The 18,004-nt window shown below is 68.0% G+C and carries 20 protein-coding genes; 8 read left to right on the top strand and 12 right to left on the bottom strand.

Annotated elements, in window-relative coordinates:
* The 6 genes from A5692_RS18300 to A5692_RS18275 all read right to left on the bottom strand — a co-directional run.
* Positions 1-412 (bottom strand): DUF5931 domain-containing protein (locus tag A5692_RS18300; RefSeq protein WP_231984364.1); only part of this gene is annotated, 412 nt, incomplete at its 3' end.
* A 32-nt stretch (positions 413-444) separates the two neighbouring features.
* Complete coding sequence (locus A5692_RS18295) at positions 445-1,167, bottom strand: class II aldolase/adducin family protein (RefSeq protein ID WP_068058372.1); 723 nt, start codon at positions 1,165-1,167, stop codon at positions 445-447.
* Positions 1,164-1,958 (bottom strand): 3-(cis-5,6-dihydroxycyclohexa-1,3-dien-1-yl)propanoate dehydrogenase, encoded by a 795-nt coding sequence (gene hcaB / locus A5692_RS18290; RefSeq protein ID WP_068058370.1) that lies wholly within the window; start codon positions 1,956-1,958, stop codon positions 1,164-1,166. The genes A5692_RS18295 and hcaB overlap by 4 nt, the downstream gene beginning before the upstream one ends.
* On the bottom strand, positions 1,955-2,218 hold the full coding sequence (locus tag A5692_RS18285; RefSeq protein ID WP_068058368.1) for a dihydrodiol dehydrogenase: 264 nt from the start codon (positions 2,216-2,218) through the stop codon (positions 1,955-1,957). Before A5692_RS18285 ends, hcaB begins: the two co-directional genes overlap by 4 nt.
* Positions 2,215-2,742 (bottom strand): 3-phenylpropionate/cinnamic acid dioxygenase subunit beta, encoded by a 528-nt coding sequence (locus tag A5692_RS18280; protein ID WP_068058366.1) that lies wholly within the window; start codon positions 2,740-2,742, stop codon positions 2,215-2,217. Before A5692_RS18280 ends, A5692_RS18285 begins: the two co-directional genes overlap by 4 nt.
* Positions 2,739-4,037, bottom strand: coding sequence for an aromatic ring-hydroxylating dioxygenase subunit alpha (locus A5692_RS18275; RefSeq protein ID WP_231984367.1), 1,299 nt, complete (start codon positions 4,035-4,037; stop codon positions 2,739-2,741). Before A5692_RS18275 ends, A5692_RS18280 begins: the two co-directional genes overlap by 4 nt.
* A gap of 378 nt (positions 4,038-4,415) precedes the next feature.
* Between A5692_RS18275 and A5692_RS18270 the strand changes: the two genes are divergently transcribed.
* From A5692_RS18270 to A5692_RS18250, 5 genes are read left to right on the top strand one after another with little or no spacing between them, the layout of a single operon-like run.
* Entirely contained in the window at positions 4,416-5,387 is a 972-nt protein-coding gene (locus tag A5692_RS18270; protein ID WP_068058363.1) for a Rieske 2Fe-2S domain-containing protein, read from the top strand.
* Positions 5,384-5,869 carry a hemerythrin domain-containing protein gene (locus A5692_RS18265; RefSeq protein ID WP_067918666.1) on the top strand — a complete coding sequence of 162 codons (486 nt, stop codon included), beginning with the start codon at positions 5,384-5,386 and terminating at the stop codon, positions 5,867-5,869. Before A5692_RS18270 ends, A5692_RS18265 begins: the two co-directional genes overlap by 4 nt.
* A 60-nt stretch (positions 5,870-5,929) precedes the next feature.
* Positions 5,930-6,685, top strand: a complete 756-nt coding sequence (gene pcaH, locus A5692_RS18260; protein WP_068058362.1) for a protocatechuate 3,4-dioxygenase subunit beta — start codon at positions 5,930-5,932, stop codon at positions 6,683-6,685.
* The gene (gene pcaG / locus A5692_RS18255) at positions 6,678-7,241 is read left to right on the top strand and encodes a protocatechuate 3,4-dioxygenase subunit alpha (RefSeq protein ID WP_068058360.1); all 564 of its coding nucleotides are present in this window, start codon (positions 6,678-6,680) and stop codon (positions 7,239-7,241) included. Before pcaH ends, pcaG begins: the two co-directional genes overlap by 8 nt.
* Positions 7,238-8,467: a lyase family protein gene (locus A5692_RS18250; protein ID WP_068058358.1), complete on the top strand. Its 1,230-nt coding sequence runs from the start codon at positions 7,238-7,240 to the stop codon at positions 8,465-8,467. Before pcaG ends, A5692_RS18250 begins: the two co-directional genes overlap by 4 nt.
* Here the strand turns inward: A5692_RS18250 and A5692_RS18245 are convergent.
* Positions 8,455-9,102, bottom strand: a complete 648-nt coding sequence (locus A5692_RS18245; RefSeq protein WP_068058356.1) for a TetR/AcrR family transcriptional regulator — start codon at positions 9,100-9,102, stop codon at positions 8,455-8,457. The two genes, A5692_RS18250 and A5692_RS18245, sit on opposite strands and share 13 nt — an antisense overlap.
* A 254-nt stretch (positions 9,103-9,356) precedes the next feature.
* Here A5692_RS18245 and A5692_RS18240 point away from each other — a divergent pair, with 254 nt between their 5' ends.
* Positions 9,357-9,638, top strand: coding sequence for a DUF1876 domain-containing protein (locus A5692_RS18240; protein WP_068058353.1), 282 nt, complete (start codon positions 9,357-9,359; stop codon positions 9,636-9,638).
* Between the two features lie 27 nt (positions 9,639-9,665).
* Complete coding sequence (locus A5692_RS18235) at positions 9,666-10,469, top strand: HPF/RaiA family ribosome-associated protein (protein WP_068058350.1); 804 nt, start codon at positions 9,666-9,668, stop codon at positions 10,467-10,469.
* Between the two features lie 74 nt (positions 10,470-10,543).
* On the opposite strand, the gene rtcB is transcribed toward A5692_RS18235, so the two are convergent.
* Genes rtcB through A5692_RS18220 form a run of 3 tightly spaced genes read right to left on the bottom strand, consistent with a single transcriptional unit; the run spans position 10,544 to position 13,540 of the window.
* Complete coding sequence (rtcB, locus tag A5692_RS18230; protein WP_068058348.1) at positions 10,544-11,965, bottom strand: RNA-splicing ligase RtcB; 1,422 nt, start codon at positions 11,963-11,965, stop codon at positions 10,544-10,546.
* A 15-nt stretch (positions 11,966-11,980) separates the two neighbouring features.
* Positions 11,981-12,403: an archease gene (locus A5692_RS18225; RefSeq protein ID WP_068058346.1), complete on the bottom strand. Its 423-nt coding sequence runs from the start codon at positions 12,401-12,403 to the stop codon at positions 11,981-11,983.
* A gap of 12 nt (positions 12,404-12,415) precedes the next feature.
* Entirely contained in the window at positions 12,416-13,540 is a 1,125-nt protein-coding gene (locus A5692_RS18220) for a hypothetical protein (protein WP_068058344.1), read from the bottom strand.
* A gap of 213 nt (positions 13,541-13,753) precedes the next feature.
* Here A5692_RS18220 and A5692_RS18215 point away from each other — a divergent pair, with 213 nt between their 5' ends.
* Positions 13,754-14,731: a YncE family protein gene (locus A5692_RS18215; RefSeq protein WP_068058342.1), complete on the top strand. Its 978-nt coding sequence runs from the start codon at positions 13,754-13,756 to the stop codon at positions 14,729-14,731.
* 3 nt (positions 14,732-14,734) lie between these two features.
* On the opposite strand, the gene A5692_RS18210 is transcribed toward A5692_RS18215, so the two are convergent.
* Together A5692_RS18210 and A5692_RS18205 are read right to left on the bottom strand one after the other, a co-directional pair.
* Positions 14,735-16,078 (bottom strand): nicotinate phosphoribosyltransferase, encoded by a 1,344-nt coding sequence (locus tag A5692_RS18210; protein WP_068058340.1) that lies wholly within the window; start codon positions 16,076-16,078, stop codon positions 14,735-14,737.
* The gene (locus tag A5692_RS18205; protein ID WP_068058393.1) at positions 16,075-17,916 is read right to left on the bottom strand and encodes a long-chain fatty acid--CoA ligase; all 1,842 of its coding nucleotides are present in this window, start codon (positions 17,914-17,916) and stop codon (positions 16,075-16,077) included. Before A5692_RS18205 ends, A5692_RS18210 begins: the two co-directional genes overlap by 4 nt.
* Between the last annotated feature and the right edge of the window lie 88 nt (positions 17,917-18,004).

Here is an 18,004-nt window from a genome sequence, read left to right as displayed (position 1 = left end):
TGGCCATCACCACCAGGCCCGTCAGCATGCCGCCGGCCGGGCCGAACAGGATGGCCGCCGAGATCGTCGGGTTGCTGGCCCACAGCGTCGTCGGCCAGGTCTGGTTCTCGGCCGCCCATTGTGGGGTGGTGACGATGGTGTTCGACGCCATCAGCAGCACGACGATCACGATCTCGGCGAGCACCCACGCCGGTCGGCGGCCGAACCCGCGCAGGTATGCCAGCGCGCATGCCGCGCTCCAGCCGATGAGCACCGCGAACAGCGCCCAGCCCAGCGCGGGCAGGCGCAGGTCCGGGTTGATGGCGATCTGGAAGCCGGTGGCGTAGATGCAGCTCAGCAGCCGGAACACCTGCGCCGCACGCCATAACGGCGTGGTCGGATCGGGGCTGCTTTTCGCCATCGAGGTCAGCATAAATGTGCGGCCTGGTACCGGTGGGCGGGATCTCAGTCGGCCGGCAACCGCGCCACCTCGTGACGCCAGGCGGCGTCGGTGTTGAACGACGGCCCCAGGTCCGGCAGGTCGTCCCAATCGGCGTCGTCGATGTCGCGCAGGCTGCCGCCGGCGTTCTTCACCCGCAACGACATTCGGGCGAGCGCGTCGAGGCTGATCGCCTGCAGCACGGCCTGCGGCACGGTGGCGGCCGCGCTGGTGATCCCGTGTCCGCGGCAGATCACCGCCGGCCGTCCGCGCATGGCCGCCACCATCTGTCTGCCCAGCGCCGGGGTGCGGATGAGCACGGCGCGCTCGTAGACGGGCACGCCCCCGCGTGCCAGCCGCGCGCCCGGAATGTCGTAGGCGCCATAGATCGGCCGGAGCGTGATGCCGGCCAGGTCGGCGGCGACGACGGCGGGCGGGTGCAGGTGCGCGACGGCGCGGTATGCCGGATCGGCCAGCATGGTCTCGACGTGGATGGGTAGTTCGTTGGGCACGCGGTACCCGTCCAGTTCGCCCTCGCCGCCCGCACCGCCGTCCAAGGTGACGAGCCGGATGTCGCTGGGCCGGGTGAACGCCACGCCGGCGTCGGTGTCGCTGCGGCAGCGGACGAGCAGCCGCTCGTCGTCGACCCGCAGGCTCAGGTGGCCGAGGACGCCGTCGACCAGGCCGCGGGCCGCGGCCACCCGGCAGCCCTGCGCCACCAGGGCGCGTTGCTCGTCGAGGGGGGTCATGTCGGCGCGCCCAGCCCGAATCCGCCGTCGGGGCGGACGATTTCGCCGGTGATCCCGCGGGACCGGTCGGAGGCCAGGAACACGAAACTCCAGGCATGGTCGGCTCCGGTGAGCGCGACGTTCAGGGGCGTGCGCGCGGCCATCTCCTGCGCCCGGTTGGGGGCGTCGTCCAGGCGAACCCCCTCGAGGCCCAGGCTGGCGAGCCCGCGCAGGTCTGTGCCCAGCGTGCCGCCCGGCGCCACCGCGTTGACCCGGATCCGCGGCGCCAGCTCGTGGGCCAGGGCGGCCACCAGGCCGCGGACGGCGAACTTCGATGCCACATACAGGGTTCCGCCGCGTCCGGGGTAGAAGGACGACGCGGACGCGGTCAGGATGATCGAGGGTCCCGTCCCGGATCGCAACCGGGGGAGCGCCGCCTTGACGGACTGCAGCTGGCTCAGCACGTTGGTGCGAAACATCTCGTCGAACGCGCCGGGGAGGTCGTCGGCGGGGATGTCGCCGATGCCCCGGTAGAAGTCGAAGATCCCGACGCAGTTGACCAGCGTGTCCAGCCCGCCGTGGGCGCCCACCGCGGCGTCGATCGCTCGTTCGTTGGCATCGTGGGCGACCGCGTCGCCCTCCACGACCGGGACGTCGGGTGACTCCGCGCGCAGACGCTCGCACTTCTCGTGATCGCGTTCCAGGGCGGCGACTTTGGCGCCCTCGGCGCGGAACGCGTCGAGCACGGCCCGGCCTATCCCCGAGCCGGCGCCGACGACCAGGGCGCGCTTGCCCTCGAGCCAGCCGGTCATCGCGGGGCCTGTTCGTCCGGCAGCAGCGGGGCGTGGGCGTTGCCGACCATCGCCGCCAGGGTGCGACTGTTCTGCCGCGTCAGGGCCTCGACTTCCAACGCGTCCAGGGTGATCCACCGCCCCGATCGCGGCGCGCTGATCAGCAGCCTCGACCCGTTGCGGGTGTCGACGCGGCGCACCACCACCTCGGTGAATTCGTTAGCGACGACGAGGGGCTCGCCGACCGCGCCGTCCAAGAGCCGCTGCAGTTCCTCGCTCACAGAAAGACCGCCAGGTTCTGCATCCGGAGCACCGACTCGTCGACGATGATGTTGCGCCGGGCCAACTTCCAGTCCTCCCCGCACCGGCGCAGCAGGTCCTCGCGGCCGCACGACAGCAACGCGCTTTCGTTCACGTCGCCCCGGCTGCGGAACAGCAGCTCGGCGGACTCGACCAACAGGTGCGCGGGGTCGTCGCCTTCGAAGGTGCGCACGTTGGTGACGAAGTGCCGTAGCCGCGACGGCGGATCCTCGGCCCAGGCGTGCTCGGTGGCGAAGCGGGCGACGCGCTGGGTCAGCGAATACTTGTCCTCGTCGAAGTGCGCCATCCCCGGTGAGGCGTCGAACCCGGCGCCGCGGGCGGTGGTGACCCGCACCGGCATCACGTAGCGGACGTCGTCGGTCAGCGTCTGCAGCCACTCCTCGTACCGCTGGGCATCCAGCAGGTAGGCCTCGTCGACCAGGAACTGGTGGGCCTGCAGATGGCGAACGTCATGAAACGGCAAGCAGGGCAACGGCTTCCTCATGCGCCGCCCCCCTGCAGGTAGTCGGCCCACAGGTTCAGCAGCGCGCGCTGGTTGTGCTCGTTGTAGCCGACCTGCGCGCGCCCCGGCCCGTGGAAGGACTCGGTGGTCAGCGGCTCGACCACCGGGCTGCCGTCGGAGAGCAGGCCCATCCGGCTGTTCAGCAGCAGCCGGCGGGCCATGGCACCGCCGGCGGTGGTGGTCAGCGACACCCAGTTCTCCACGTCGTCCTGCTCGAACATGCCCGTCGAACCGAAGCACATCAGGTACGCCTTGTACGAATCCTGTTTGTACTGCGGGGGAGCGGCGGAGTCCACCGCGAACCACGAGCACACCTCGGTTTCGTTCGCGCTGATCGGCTGCCACAGCCGGATGGAGATGAACGGCAGGGTCTGGTCGTCACGGCCGTCGCGCACCTTGGGCCAGTTGTGTACGAAGCTCAGGTTGGGAAAGCAGGTGGCCGCCGAGATCATGAAACCGTCCTCGCCGACCAAGCGTTGCTGTCGCGGCGTCCACACGTCCTTGATCCGGGCGATCATGTCGTCGGGATAGCCGACGTAGCGCAAGCGCTCGTCGAAACCGCCCGGCGGCAGCTTGTAGGTGGTGCCGCCGCCCCGGTGCGCCCAGTACGTCGCGCCGTCCTTGCGTTTCTGCGCCGTCGGCTCGCGAAACAGGCCGATGTCGACGATCGACGCATGGGTGTGCGGGGTGTGGTACATGTCGCCGGCGAAGTTCTCGGCGCCGATCTTCCAGTTGGCCTTGATACGCCAGCGCTGCGGCCCCCGCACTTCCAGGCCGCCGGCGCTCTGCTTGGTGTAGAAGTCCAGATAGAACCTGAAGTCGCCGAGGAAGTCCTCGAGCGGTTCGGCTCCTGCGTCCATGCTGATGAACAGCAGACCGTTATAGCTCGCGAATTGCGGTGCCGGCAAAAGGGTTTGGGCATCCTTGGCGAAACCGTCCTCGCCGCCGTAGGCCTCCCGGTGGAACGGCAGGCCGGTGAGCCGGCCGTCGTTGCGGTAGGTCCAACCGTGATACGGGCAGCGGAAGTTGGAGGCGTTGCCCATCTCCGCGCGGCACACCTGCATGCCGCGGTGCAGGCACATATTGAACAAGGCGCGCAGTTGTCCGTTCGAGTCTCGGCTGATGATGAAGGAGTCATCGAGGACCCGGCGCACCACGTAGTCGCCGTCCTGCGGGATCTCGGACTCGTGCGCCACGAAGGTCCACGCCCGGCTGAACAGTCGCTCCTTCTCCAGCGCGAACAGCTCGGCGTCGTTGTAGATGTGCGCGGGAATCATGCCGTCGCGGACGCTGGCGAAAACGGGGTCGAGGAGGCCGTCGCGGGCGGCGCGATGGACTGCCACGGCGCCCCCATCCCACGCTGTCATGTCTGCTGTGCAGAGATATCCTCCGCTAAGTAGAATCCCGCATTCACCCGCCCGCGGTCAATCGGTCGTTCCCGGGCCTCTCACCGGGCGGGGATGCGCGGCCAGCTTTTTACAAGAATGCTTTGTGGTAATTCACAGGTTGCTGACAATCATGTCGCCGCGAGGCCGGGATACGGTGGTCACGTCGGCGCCGCTGTGCATGTGAGCGCGCGGTAACCAAGGGGTAAAACGTTTGATTTTGCGTGCGCTGCGACCAATTTGCGGCGCATGTGGGGGAGGGCTGGTGCCATGGCCGCTCGGTCGTTGGATGGTCGATTGCAAAAGCTCGGATCGCGAGTGGTGTCCGCCATCGGGCGTCAAGAGTGGCTGGATCGGCCGAGCTACCGATTCGAACACTTGTTGAGCTTCGCCTTCAACGGCCTCGGCGGCGCCCGCAACACCGTCACCAATGCGTTGCACGGAGTGTGGCTCGGCCACCCGGTGCACCCGCCGCTGGCGTCGCTGACGAGCGGCGCGCTGGGTACCACCGTCGCGCTCGACGCACTCAGCCTGCTGCCGGGCCAACCCGCCACCGAGGTGCGCGACGCGTCGAAGTTCGCGTCCCGCGCGCTCGGCGTGGGGATCCTGGCCAGCATCGGCTCCGCCGTCACCGGCGTCACCGATTGGCAGCACACCCATGAGGCCGATCGCCGGGTGGGTGCCGTGCACGGGCTGGTGAACCTGGCCGCCACCGCGCTCTACGCGCAGTCGTGGTGGGATCGTCGCCGCGGCCGCCACGGCCGCGGCATCGCCCTCACCGCACTGGGTTACGGCATCACCGTCGCGGGCAGCTACCTGGGCGGAGCGTTGGTGTTCGAGTCCGGCATCGGCATCGACCAATCCGGCGCGCGGCTGCGCACCACGGAGTGGAAGCCCGTGCTGCCCGCGAGCTCGCTGAACGGTAAGCCGGTCCGTGTCGAGGTCGACGGGGTGGGGCTGGTGGTCTGTCAGACCAGGCCCGGGGAGGTCGCGGCGTTCGGGGAGCTGTGTCCGCACCTGGCGGCCCCCATGGCCGACGGCTGGATCGACCGGGGCCGGCTCGTATGCCCCTGGCACGGTTCATGGTTCGCGGCCGAGTCGGGCGAAGTGCTGCGCGGCCCGGCGGCGGCGCCGCTGCCGTGCTATCAGGCGAGGTTGGTCAACGGAATGGTCGAGGTCCGGTCGGAACCCGAGCGCCCGCTCGGCGCAGCGGTGGGAATCGGAGAAGGGGAAGGCAAGTGAACGCCTACGACGTGCTCAAAGAACACCACATCGTGATCAAGGGCCTGGGCCGTAAGGTCAGCGAGGCGCCGGTGAACAGCGAGGAGCGGCATGCCCTTTTCGACGACATGCTGATCGAACTCGACATCCACTTCCGCATCGAGGACGACCTGTACTACCCGGCCCTCAAAGACGCCACCAAACTGATCGCGGTGGCCCACGCCGAGCACCGCCAGGTGATCGACCAGCTTTCCGTGCTGCTCAAGACGCCGCAGAGCGCGCCGGGATACGAGGACGAATGGAACTCCTTCAAGACGGTGCTGGAGGCCCACGCCGACGAAGAGGAGCGCGACATGATTCCGGCGCCCCCCGAGGTGAAGATCACCGACGCCGAACTCGAGGAGCTCGGCAACAAGATGGCCGCCAAGATGGAGCAGTACCGAGGGTCCGCCCTGTACAAGATGCGCACCAAGGGGCGGGCGGCGCTGGTGCGCTCCCTCTGACGGCGATCGCGCCGCTGATATGCGCGGCGCGCGCGGCCATCGAGAGTAGCGTCACGGCTCATGACCGCCGAGTGCGTCGCGTCTCAGGCTGACATCACGGCCGAGATCGCCGCCATCGCAGCCCAATACCGGGGCCGCGAAGCGCAGCCCCGGCTCGATTACCCGCCCTACCGCGGCACCGTGCTGCGCCATCCCACCCGTGCGCCGGTGGCGGTCGATCCCGAAGAGGTCGAACGCTGGGCACCGTGCTTCGGCCACCGCGACGTCGACCCGCTCGAGGCCGACCTGACGGCCGGCCATCCGGGCCTGCCTCTGGGCGAACGGATCATCGTCGCCGGGCGGGTGCTCGACGGATCGGGCAAACCGGTGGCCGGACAGCTCCTGGAGGTCTGGCAAGCCAACGCCGGCGGCCGCTATCGCCACCAACGCGACCAGCACCCCGCCCCGCTCGACCCCAACTTCACCGGGGCGGGCCGGTGCCTGACGGGGCCGGACGGCTCGTACCGCTTCGTCACCATCAAGCCCGGGCCGTACCCGTGGCGCAACCACCACAACGCGTGGCGCCCCGCGCACATCCACTTCTCCGTCTTCGGGACCGCGTTCACCCAGCGCCTGGTCACCCAGATGTACTTCCCGGGCGACCCGATGTTCGACCTGGACCCCATCTTTCAATCGGTGCTCGATCCCGCCGCGCGTCGACGGCTGATCGCCCGCTACGACCACGACCTCACCGAGCCGGAGTATGCGACCGGGTATCGATGGGACATCGTGCTGGCCGGCGCGCGGAGAACGCCCATCGAGGACAACGATGGCTGAATCCTGCTGCACCCCAGGACAAACGGCCGGGCCGTTCCTCGACCTCGGCTTGCCCTATCCCGGTGATCGCGCGCTGGTCAACGACGACCATCCGCGCGCCGTCCGACTGCGGGGCACCGTCTACGACGGCGCGGGCGAGGGTGTCCCGGACGCCCTGGTCGAGCTGTGGCAGCCCGACGGCGCGGGGCGCATCATCCAACGGCCCGGTTCACTGCGCCGCGATACCGCCACGTTCACCGGGTGGGGCCGGTGTGCGACCGACGCCGCCGGGGGTTACCGCTTCACCACCGTGGCGCCCGGCTCGCCCGACGCCGCCAGGCCGCCGTTCTTCGCCCTCACCGTGTTCGCGCGGGGCCTGCTGGACTGCTTGTACACCCGCGCGTACCTGCCCGACGGTGACCTGGGCGCCGACCCCCTGCTGGCGGGCCTCGAGGCCGAGCGCCGCGCCACCCTGCTGTGCGTCGCCGAAAGCGATTGCCCCGGCTACCGTTTCGACATCCGCCTGCAGGGGCCGGGCGAGACCGTGTTCCTGGCCTACCGGGACGGTGGGCGATGACCAACCTGTTGTGGCCCGGAGACCATCGGGCCGGGGCGCACATGACGGATCGGGCCCTGCTGGAATCCATGGTCGCGGTGGAATCCGCCTGGCTGGACGCCCTGTCCGCCGCGGGCCTGGCCCCACCCGAGTGCGCCGGCGCCGATCTGCCAATGCTGTTGACACCCAACGATTGTGAGTCCCTGGCGGTTGGCGCCGAGGGTGGCGGCAACCCGGTCATCGGCCTCGTCGGCCTGCTGCGCGAGCGCGCCGCGCCGCGTGTGGCGCCGTGGATCCATCGCGGGCTCACCAGTCAGGACGTGCTGGACACCGGCCTGATGCTCGGCGTGCGCGAGGTCGTGGGGGAGCTGGCCGCACAACTGAGGGGTCAGATCTCGACCCTGACCGAGCTGGCCACCCTGCACCGGGTGACGCCCATGGTGGCACGCACCCTCACCCAGCACGCGGCGCCCACCACGTTCGGGGCGAAGGTGGCCCGCTGGTTGGACGGCGCCGTCGATGCCTTCGAGGGGTTGGCCGCCGTGGTCTGCCCCGTCCAGATCGGTGGGGCGGCCGGCACGTTGGCCGCCGGCACGGAGCTGGCGGCGCTGCTCACCGACGCCTCCGACGCCGCCGCGGTCTCCACCGGCCTGGTGCAAAGCGTCGCAACGGATTTGGGTTTGGTCTCCCGGTCGCCGTGGCACACGACGCGCACGCCGGTCACCGCGGCAGCCGACGCGTTCGTCGGCTGCACCGACTGCTGGGGCCGGATCGCCTCGGACGTCGTCACCCTGACGCGTCCGGAGATCGGCGAACTGAGCGAGCCGGGCGGCGCAGACCGTGGGGGTTCGTCGTCCATGCCGCACAAGCGGAACCCGGTGCTGTCCATCCTCATCCGCCGGGCCGCCCTGTCCGCACCCCAGCTGGCGGCCACCCTGCACACCGCCGCGGCGCTGACCAACGACGAGCGGCCCGACGGCGCCTGGCACGCCGAATGGGATGCCCTGCGCACCCTGGCCCGCCGCAGCGTCGTCGCTGGATCCCAATGCGGCGAACTGCTGGCGGGGCTGACCGTGCACGCCGACCGGATGTTCGAAAACCTCGACGCGGCAGACGTTTCGGGGGAACAGGACGCGATCGCCGAGCTGGCCGGGAAGCCGCCGTCACCAACCTACTTCGGCGCGGTCGACCGACTGATCGACCAGAGCCTCGACCGCGCCCGGGCGGCGCTCGCTCAGCGCTGGTAGATGCTGGCCAGCCAGATGTGCAGCAAGGTTTCGATCGCCCGGTCCTCCGGCATCGCCTCGTCCTCGGCGGTGAACGTCGCGGCCATCACCCGCTCGCTCAACATGTTCAGCGCGACCGACAGCTGCTCGGCCGGGATGGTGTCGGGGGCGGCACCCCGACCGCGCTCGGCCTGGATGGCCGCCGTGGTCAGCGAGATCCACCGCTGCATGAGCGCCGACCACAACTGCCGCACCTCTGGGTTGGTCGCCTTCGCCGCGGCGCCCGCGACGGCGACCGCCGGGTGAGAGCCCGACACCTCGAAGAACGCCTCGATGCGCGCCCGCCACAGCTCCGCGGGGTCGCCGGACGATATCCCGCCGAGATTCCTCAGCGCAGCATGCGCCTTGCCGTTCATCTGGTCGAGCAGCGATAGCAGCACCGCGTTCTTCGATCGGAAATAGAAGTAGAAGGTGGGGCGCGAAATCCCAGCGCCTTTTGCTAGGTCGTCCACGGAAAAGTCGGCCAGCGGACGCTCCTGCAGCAGGCGCTCGGCCGTGGCCAGGATCGCCTGTTCGCGGTCGTCGCCAGAATGGGGCGACGACCGGCGGCCCCGCGAGGCATGCAGGTACTTGGTCTGTGTCGGGAGGTCGGACACGCCCGTTACTGTTGGGCACGTCGATATACACGAACGAAACTGTCGATTAAGCCCAGCAATAATGTCGATTAAGTCGGCGCATTCTTCGTGGGCGTCCGCGCATTTGCTGATCCGCCTTCAACGCGCCGACCGGGCGCGGCGCGGCCGACGAACGGCCCGGCGATTCGGGACTTCCGCCCCTACTCGCGCAGAGGCGCGAAGTGGTCGCATCAATAGCGCCGAGGAATCCATCGGCGACCTGAGGAGATCTGGCGATGACGAACACCGACGACGGCACCAAGCAATGTCACATCGACGTGCTGGTCGAAGAGCGCGACGAACGGACGCGGGCCAAGGCACGACTGTCCTGGGCGGGCAAGACGCTCGTGGGCATCGGCCTGGCGCGGCTCGACCCGGCCGACCCGCCGGTGGCCGCCATCGGCGACGAGCTGGCCATGGCTCGTGCGCTGTCCGATCTGGCGAACCAGCTGTTCGCCGCGACATCCACCGACATCCAGGCCAGTACGCACGAGCCCGTCACTGGTCTGCATCACTGAGCGACGCGACGGAGAGCGGAAGCCATCATGAGACAACGCCCCGATTTGCCGGCCGCATTCGAGGTGCGGGTCACGACGCACGGTCAGCTGGCCGGTGCCGAGGACTACGCGCGCACCAAGATCGGCGAGCTCGGCCACCTCACCCACGAACCGGTGCTGGACGCCCACGTCAGGTTGAGCGAGCACGGTGACCCAGCCGTGGCCCGCCGGGTGATCGCTCAGGCGAACCTCGACGTCAACGGCCGGCCGGTGCGTGCGCAGGTCGAAGGCACCACCGAGCGGGAGGCGATCGACCGGCTCGAGGCGCGGCTGCGCCGCCAGCTGGAGCGCGCCGCCGAGCACTGGGAGGCCAAACGGGGCGGTGTGCCCCGCCGCGGTCCGCATGAATGGCGGCACGAAAGCGAGCCGACCCACCGGCCGAAGTACTTCCCGCGGCCGGAAAGCGAACGCCGAATCATGCGGCACAAGTCATACAGCCTGCCGACCTGCACGGTGGAAGAGGCCGCGCACGAGATGGAACAGCTCGACTACGACTTTCACCTCTTCACCGAGCAGGGCACGGGGCAGGACAGCGTGCTCTATCGCGGAGGACCAACGGAATACCGCCTGGCGCAGGTCAATCCGGCCGCCGCCGGCGAGTTGGCGCCGTTCGGTTTGCCGCTGACTGTCAGCCCGCAGCCCGCCCCGCGGCTCGACGTCGACCAGGCCATCGAGCGAATCGGGTTGCTCGGCCTGCCCTTCCTGTTCTTCGTCGACGCCGCCCGCGACCGTGGCAGCGTGCTCTATCACCGCTACGACGGACACTACGGCCTGATCACACCGGCGGGCTGAACACCCGAGAGGCCAACTGAATCCGCGGCGGTCCCGGCACCCCCCCGTCCGGGACCGCCGCTCCAGCTTCAGCCTTATCCCTTTACGCACCCCAACGGAGTCAGGCGAGCCACTTTGCGCGCCAGGCCGCCCTGATGGCTGACCTCGACGACCGCGTCGATGTCCTTGTAGGCCTCGGGTTTCTCCTCGGCGAGCCCCCTGCGGGAGGTTCCGCGGACGAGGATGCCGCCTGTTGCGAGGCGGGCGCGCACCTCGTCGCCGCTGGTGTGGCGGGCCGCTTGGTGACGGCTGAGGGTGCGGCCGGCGCCGTGCGCGGTGGAAAAGAACGCCGGGTTGCCGGCGACCCCGACAAGCACGTAAGACGCTGTGCCCATGGTGCCCGGTATCAGCACCGGTTGGCCGACCGTTGCCAGATCGGGCGGCAGTTCCGGATGATGAGGCGGCAGCGAGCGGGTCGCACCCTTGCGGTGCACACACACCGCGCGGGGGTGACCGTCGATGTCGTGCGTCTCGACCTTCGCCAGGTTGTGCGACACGTCGTAGAGCACATCCAAAGCTTTACCGGTCTCCGCGTCGAAAGCGCGGCGGGCAGCCTCGGTCAGCAATTGCCGGTTGGCCCGTCCGTAATTGGCCGCGGCGGCCATCGCCGCGAGGTAAGCCTGGCCCTCGGGAGAACGCACCGGCACACATGCCAATTGGCGATCGGGCACTGAGATGCCGTAGCGACCCATGGCGTGTTCCATGAGCCGGACGTGGTCGGTGCAGATCTGGTGTCCCAGGCCACGCGAGCCGGTGTGGATCATGACGCAGACCGTTCCCTCGGCCAAACCCAGCTGCGTTGCAGCGACCGGATCGAAGACGCGATCGACGGCCTGGATCTCGAGGAAGTGGTTTCCTGAGCCGAGGCTGCCGATCTGGTCGAGCCCGCGTTCGATCGCGCGGTCGCTGATCGCGTCGGCGTCCGCTCCGGCCATGACGCCGCCGTCTTCGCACCGTTCAAGGTCCCGTGCGACGCCGTAACCCTGCTCCACGGCGAACCAGGCACCACCGCTCAGCACTTGTTGCAACACGGTGCGATCGGGCAGCTGCCACACGCCCTTGGTGCCCACGCCGCGGGGTATCGTGCGATCGAGCCGGTCCATTATCGCGGGCAGACGTCCCTGCAGCCGCTCACGGCTAAGGCCGTTGCACACCAAAAGCCTTACCCCGCAGGAGATATCGAAGCCAACACCACCGGGCGAGACGACCCCGCCGTCCTCGATGTCGGTCGCCGCCACGCCACCGATCGGGAATCCGTAACCCCAGTGCACATCGGGCATCGCGAACGACGCCCGGACAATCCCCGGCAAGGTGGCCACATTGACCACCTGCATCAGCGCCATGTCACCCTGGTCATGGGGGAGCAGCCCTCGGGACGCGAACACTATCCCAGGCACCCGCATCGCGCCCTCTTTTTCGATGCGGAACCGGTAAGGGGTTTCCTCGATGAGCTTCACCCGCTCGCCTTCGCCTCATACATCGAGCGTCACCAGGCAGCGCCAGCCTTGTCGGTCGTGCGACAGCCGAAGGTCGTTGAGTGACACCGCCTTAGGCACCGCGCCCAGCTGGGCCAGCGCATGCGCGTCGGTCATCGCGAATTCGACCTCCACGCCATCGCCGACGTCGTGCAGCTCTAGATCGACAGGTGCTTCACCGGAGGTATCCAGGAGATAAATGACCTCATCGAGTACCGCGACCAGCAGATCGTCATCGCTATCGGCGGTCAGCCGGCGGTGGCGAGTGTGCTCCGCATGCGCCGCCGACAGGTCCAGGAAGCTCTTGACGACACCGAGCACCGCCTGCCGAATACAGCCGTCTCGCGATGGTGCCCAGGCCTCGATACGCAAATCGGCCGTATGCGGCACGGTTCGATGCCCTGAACCGCGGTGCGCCATGGCGTTTCGCGGCTACACACCCCGCCGGCTGACCCTGTCGCCGGCCGGATATCGCAGCAGCGCCCCGACTCCATCTGCGGGTGTGACCCGACCGTCGGCGCGCACCAGCGAGGCACCCACCGCGATCGCGCCGAATGGCAACGCCTCGTCGGCTCGGGCAACCCGCTGCACGGGTTCGCCGAGTTCGGACAGCGCATCGGCGTCCGGGGCGACTGTGGTCAGCGCGTCGCCCGTAACCACGGTGGCGTCGCCGAGTTCACCGACGATCAGCGTGTCGACGTTGCCGTCGCGCAGTGCCGCACACACCGCGGCCAGGCCTTCGGCGGCCAGCCCGGAGCCGCGCCCGATCTCCGCTTCGAACCGATCGGCGATGCCGGTCGTTTCGGCGCCGCGACGGCGATCGAGCTCAGCGGCCGTCAATTCGCGGACTTCCGCCTCGTCGATGCCGCTCTTGCGGGCTGGGCCGTGCAACCGCGAGACGCGCGCGGCCACCCGCTCCGGCAACTCGGTGGTGAGGTCCGCGAGCGAACTGACCTCGCCGCACAGGAACACCACCTCGGGATCGGCGTCGTCCACCAGTCGCGTGAGCTCGTCGGCGACTGCCCGGCAGTTCATCCGGATGGCTTCCTCGGTGGTGTGCTGGAAGTCGCCGTAGCCGTTCCAGCCGGCCGTGGCCGGCTTGTGCACCGGGTAGCCGCCACCGTCGATGCTTGTGGACTTGACGACCGCGCCCTGATACAGGCTGATGTCCGCGCCGGTGTGGTCAACCATGGCGAACACGTAGGTCGGTCGCTGCATCTGCATGTCGATCAGCGGCACGACATAGGGGTAATCCGACAGGCGAACCGCCGTCGCAGCAGGTGGGCTGGTCAACTGCTCGTTGACCAGCACATGGTCGCGAGTCGCGATCACCGCGCGGCCCCGCCGGCCGACAGCCGGACGATGGTGCAGCACGGCTTGTTCGAGCATGCCCAGGACCTCCGTGCCCGCACCCAAGTCTTCGAGTTGTCTGCGGATGTCACCCCAATTCGTTTCGAGCTGCTCGACGGCATCCAGGGTGTCGTGTGAGTCGTCGAAATAGACCGAAACGAACGGGCCTTCCGCTTTCACCAGCCACTTGAGGCGATCCGAGTGCATTCCATTCCTCCGCTGCTTGCGTCTTTGTGTTCGCCAACCGTATGGAGAGCGGCGGCGACCGCACGAGAGTCGTTAGCCCCCAGCTGCGGGACCAACGTCGTTTTCTTGAGGACCTTCTTCCCTACGCTCGCCGCGGTCGGGTTGCGAACGATGGGGGACGTGGAGCGACGAACCGGGGGATCAGTCATCGCAACCATCGCGCTCGGTGATCGCGTGAACGATGTGGTCACTAACCCGGGCAATTCCATCGCCTATGCGGCCTTGACCGATTCGGTCGCGCTGATCAACAGCCATCATGAGATTTCCTGCGTCATCCCGGTCGGCGGACCTCCGAGGACGCTGGCCATCGGTGCCGACGCCAGCCGGTTGTACGCCACCAACTACGGGGATGCCGTCTCGGTGATCGACATTTCCGACCATCGCGTCGGTCTGCTCCCGGGTGCGTGCTGTGTGCAGCAAATCGACACCGCGGACGGGGCGTTGATCTACGCGGCAAGCAACCTCGCGCGTGGCGGCTGGATCTCGGTGATGGACGAGGGGGGTACCGCGGTGGGCACCATTGACGGGTTGGATGGCTCCGCCGTTACCGATCTCGCGGCAGACTCTGAACACCAACGCCTGTACGTGGGGCTGTGCCGGCGCAGCGACTACCACCAATACGACGCCGGTTCGCTTGCCGTGATCGACACCGCGACCAATGCCGCGATGCATGCCACCAACCTGGTCGGGCCCCCCGACAGCCTCACCATCGGTCCGGACGGAGCGGTGCTCTACGCAACGCACTACGATCATTCGTCCGTAACGGCGATCGACCTCGCGACTCTCCGCGTCACACGGATTACGCTGGGTGACAACCCGATTGGGGTGCAAGTGACACCGGACGGGTTGCAGGCGTATGTGGCCAACCGACGCTCCCTATCGGTCATCGACACCGTTGCAGGCGCGGCGGAGCGAATCTCGGTCGGTGATCTGCCGCGCTGCGTGCGGATCAGTCCCGACGGCAAGTACGCCTACGCCAGCAACTTCGGCGATCACAGTGTGTCGATCATCGACACCATCGCGGGGTGTGTGGCTGAGACGATCGACGTCGGCGGACAGCCCGAAGCGCTGGCGCTGAGCCCCGACGGTGACCGCCTCTATGTCGGCGACTATTGGTCCGGAACCGTCACCGTCTTGTCGGTCGGACCGTGATCGTCAACCCTTCGGTTGCTGTGCGCGCCGCAGCTTTTCGAGCTCGCGGGTAACCCCAGGGCTGACGTCAACCGGGTAGCACCAGCCATCGGCTTCCACGGCGCGAAGCCGGGGCGGAAGCCGGTCGACCTGTTGGCGTGCCCAGTTTCGCGACGTCGGCAGGTCGGCGTCGCCTGACGGAAGGCGCCTGCCATTCTTCATGACGGGCACCAGCAGCGGCTCGCCGTCGAGTTGCTCGTCGGGCCTGCCGATCGTGTCGCCGGCGAACATTCCCCGGTCGAGCCGGCGCACGACTTGCTTGCGTCCCGGATAGATCACTTTGTTGCTGGAGAACTTGGTCCGGCCGGTGCCGTCATACTCGACGAGCTTGTACGCCATGTCGAGCGCGGGCGCGTCCTGGGCGACGACGAGCTTGGTGCCGACGGCAAACGCGTCGATCGGGCAGCCGTCCTTGACCAGTGCCGCGATGCGGTGCTCGTCGAGACCCGACGAGGCGAAGATTTCGACGCCGTCCAAGCCTGCCGCGTCGAGCTTTGCACGGGCCGCCTTTGACAGGGCCCCGAGATCCCCGGAGTCGAGCCGCACGGCCGCAATGTTGAGATCTGCCTTAGCTTTGGCAAGTTCGATGACACGGTCCACCCCGCGCAGGGTGTCGTATGTGTCGACGAGCAGCGTTGTGCCGGGATATATCCGAGCGAATGCGGCGAACGCATCGCGTTCGTTGTCGAAGGCCTGGACGAAGCTGTGCGCCATGGTGCCGACCGCGGGAATGCCGTACTCGCGGGCGGCCAGCAGATTTGACGTGCCCGCAAGTCCGGCGAGATAGCCGGCGCGTGCCACCTTCAGCGCCGCGTCGGTGCCGTGCGCGCGCCGCGCTCCGAAATCGACGACCTTCCGTCCGCGAGCGGCTTCGACCACACGCGCGGCCTTACTGGCGATCACGCTCTGCAAATGAATCTGGTTCACCACGAACGTCTCCACGAGCTGCGCTTCGAGGATCGGCGCGATCACCTGAACGATCGGCTCGTTCGGAAAAACGACCGTGCCTTCCGGCACCGCCCACACATCGCCGGTGAAACGAACGCAGGCCAGCGACCGCAGAAAATCTTCGGAGAACAGCCCCATTCCGCGCAAATACTCGATGTCGGCTTGCCGGAAACGAAACGCTTCCAAGAAGTCGAGCACATCGGACAAGCCGGCGGCCATGACATAGGACCGGTCTCGGGGAAGCTTCCGAAAAAAGGTCTCGAACACCGCCGTCGCCGACATGTGTTCGGCCATATACGCCTGCGCCATCGTTACCTCGTACAGGTCCGTGAACAGCGCAGAGGAATTTTGAGTTGTCATTGCTCGTAGAGGGCGTCCAGGCGGTCGGCGAACTTTTCGATGACCACCTTGCGCTTGAGCTTCATGCTGGGCGTCAGATCGCCCGACTCGACGGTGAATTCGCGGTCGGCGATGGTGAACTTCTTGATCTGTTCCCAGCGGTTCAGCTCGGCGTTCAAGGCGTCGATGTACCCGGCGATGAGCTCCTGGGTCTTGTCGTCATGCGCGATCTCGGCGAACGACTTACCCGCCAGACCATTCTTGTTGGCCCAGTCGGTGATGGCCTCCGTGTCGAGGCTGACCAGGGCGACACAGTACGGCTTGCCCTCCCCGTAGACGACGATCTCGCTCACATACGGACACGAGCCTTTGAACCGCGCATCGATGGCGGACGGCGCCACGTACTTGCCTTGCGAGGTCTTGAACATGTCCTTCTTGCGGTCGGTGATCCGCAGGAATCCGTCGGCGTCGATCTGCCCGATGTCGCCGGTGTGGAACCAGCCGTCCCCGTCGAGCGCCTCTGCCGTGGCGTCCGGCAGGCCGTGGTAGGCGGTCATCAGGCCCGGCCCCTTGAGCAAGATCTCGCCGTCGTCGGCGATCTTGACGTCGGTGGCCGGGAACGGCCGGCCGACTGTCCCGAACCGGTATGCGTTGGGGCGGTTGATGAAGGACGCGGCGGCCGTCTCGGTCAGCCCGTAGCCTTCGAGCACGATGATGCCCACCGCGTCGAACCATTGCGCGACGTCGCGGTCGAGGGCCGCGGCCGCGGAGACGAAGAACCGCAGGCGCCCGCCGAACCGCTCCCGGATCGTGGAGAGCACCAGCCGGTCGGCGACCTTGTAGGACAGTGCCGACGCCAGCGAGGGAGTCTTGCCGGCCTGCCGGGCTTTCGACACCTTCAGACCGACCCCGATCGCCCAATCGAAGACGATCTTCTTGAGCCTGCCCTGCTGGGCGGCCATGTCCTGGATGCGGGCGTGCGCCTTTTCGAAGATGCGCGGCGCGGCGCCCATGATGGTCGGGCGCAGGGCCGCGAGGTTGTCGATGATCCGCTCGACCCGGCCGTCGATCGCCGTGGGGAAACCGACCTGCAGGGGCAACGCCAGCATCACCTTGCCGAACGCGTGCGCCAGCGGCAGCCAGAGGAAATTCAGGTCGTCGGGGCCGAGGATGTCCAGCGAATCGATGGCCGCCGCGGTGTACGTCCACGCCCCGTGCGTCAGCCGCACGCCCTTGGGTCGCCCGGTGGTGCCTGAGGTGTAGATGAGGCTGGCCAGCTGTTCGGGGCCGACGGCGGCGACCCGCTCGTTGACGGCCTCGGGCGAGTCGGCAAGCAGTTGCTTGCCCAACAGATCCAGGTCGGAAAGTGAGATCACCCAGTCGCCGTCGCCGTTGCCGTCGATCATGACGACCTTGCGCACGTCGGGCAGTTCGGCGCGGTGCTCGAGCAGCTTGTCCAGCTGAGTTTGGTTCTCGGCGACCACCACCCGGCTGCCGGAGTTGGCGACGATGTACGCGACGTCGCTGGCGTTCGTCGTCGGGTACACGGTGGTGGTCGCGGCGCCCGCGCACATGATCGCGAAATCGACGAGCACCCACTCGTAACGGGTCGCGCTCGCGAGCGCGACCCGATCCTCATGCTCGATCCCCAGCGAGATCAGGCCCGCGGCGAGATTGTTGACGCGTTCGCCGACCTGCTGCCAGGTCACGCTTGCCCAGGTGTGGTCCTGTGGGTAGCGAAAGGCCTCGGCGTGCGGGGTGGCGGCGACGCGGTTGACGAACATCTGTGCCACCGACGGCGCGCGGTTCTCGATCTTGCGGAAATCTGGCCTCTCCGTTGAGGCGAGTGATGCTTTCATAGCTCGAATCCATTGCTGCCAAACGAAACCGATGCCGTGGTGCACCGGCATATCATTCGATCCTGCGGAGTGTGGCAATCCGGCGATA

Source organism: Mycobacterium sp. E342, assembly GCF_001667665.1.
In the GTDB taxonomy this organism is placed as follows: domain Bacteria; phylum Actinomycetota; class Actinomycetes; order Mycobacteriales; family Mycobacteriaceae; genus Mycobacterium.
Note: the sequence above shows the minus strand (reverse complement) of the source record. Positions and strands in the feature narration are given on the sequence as shown.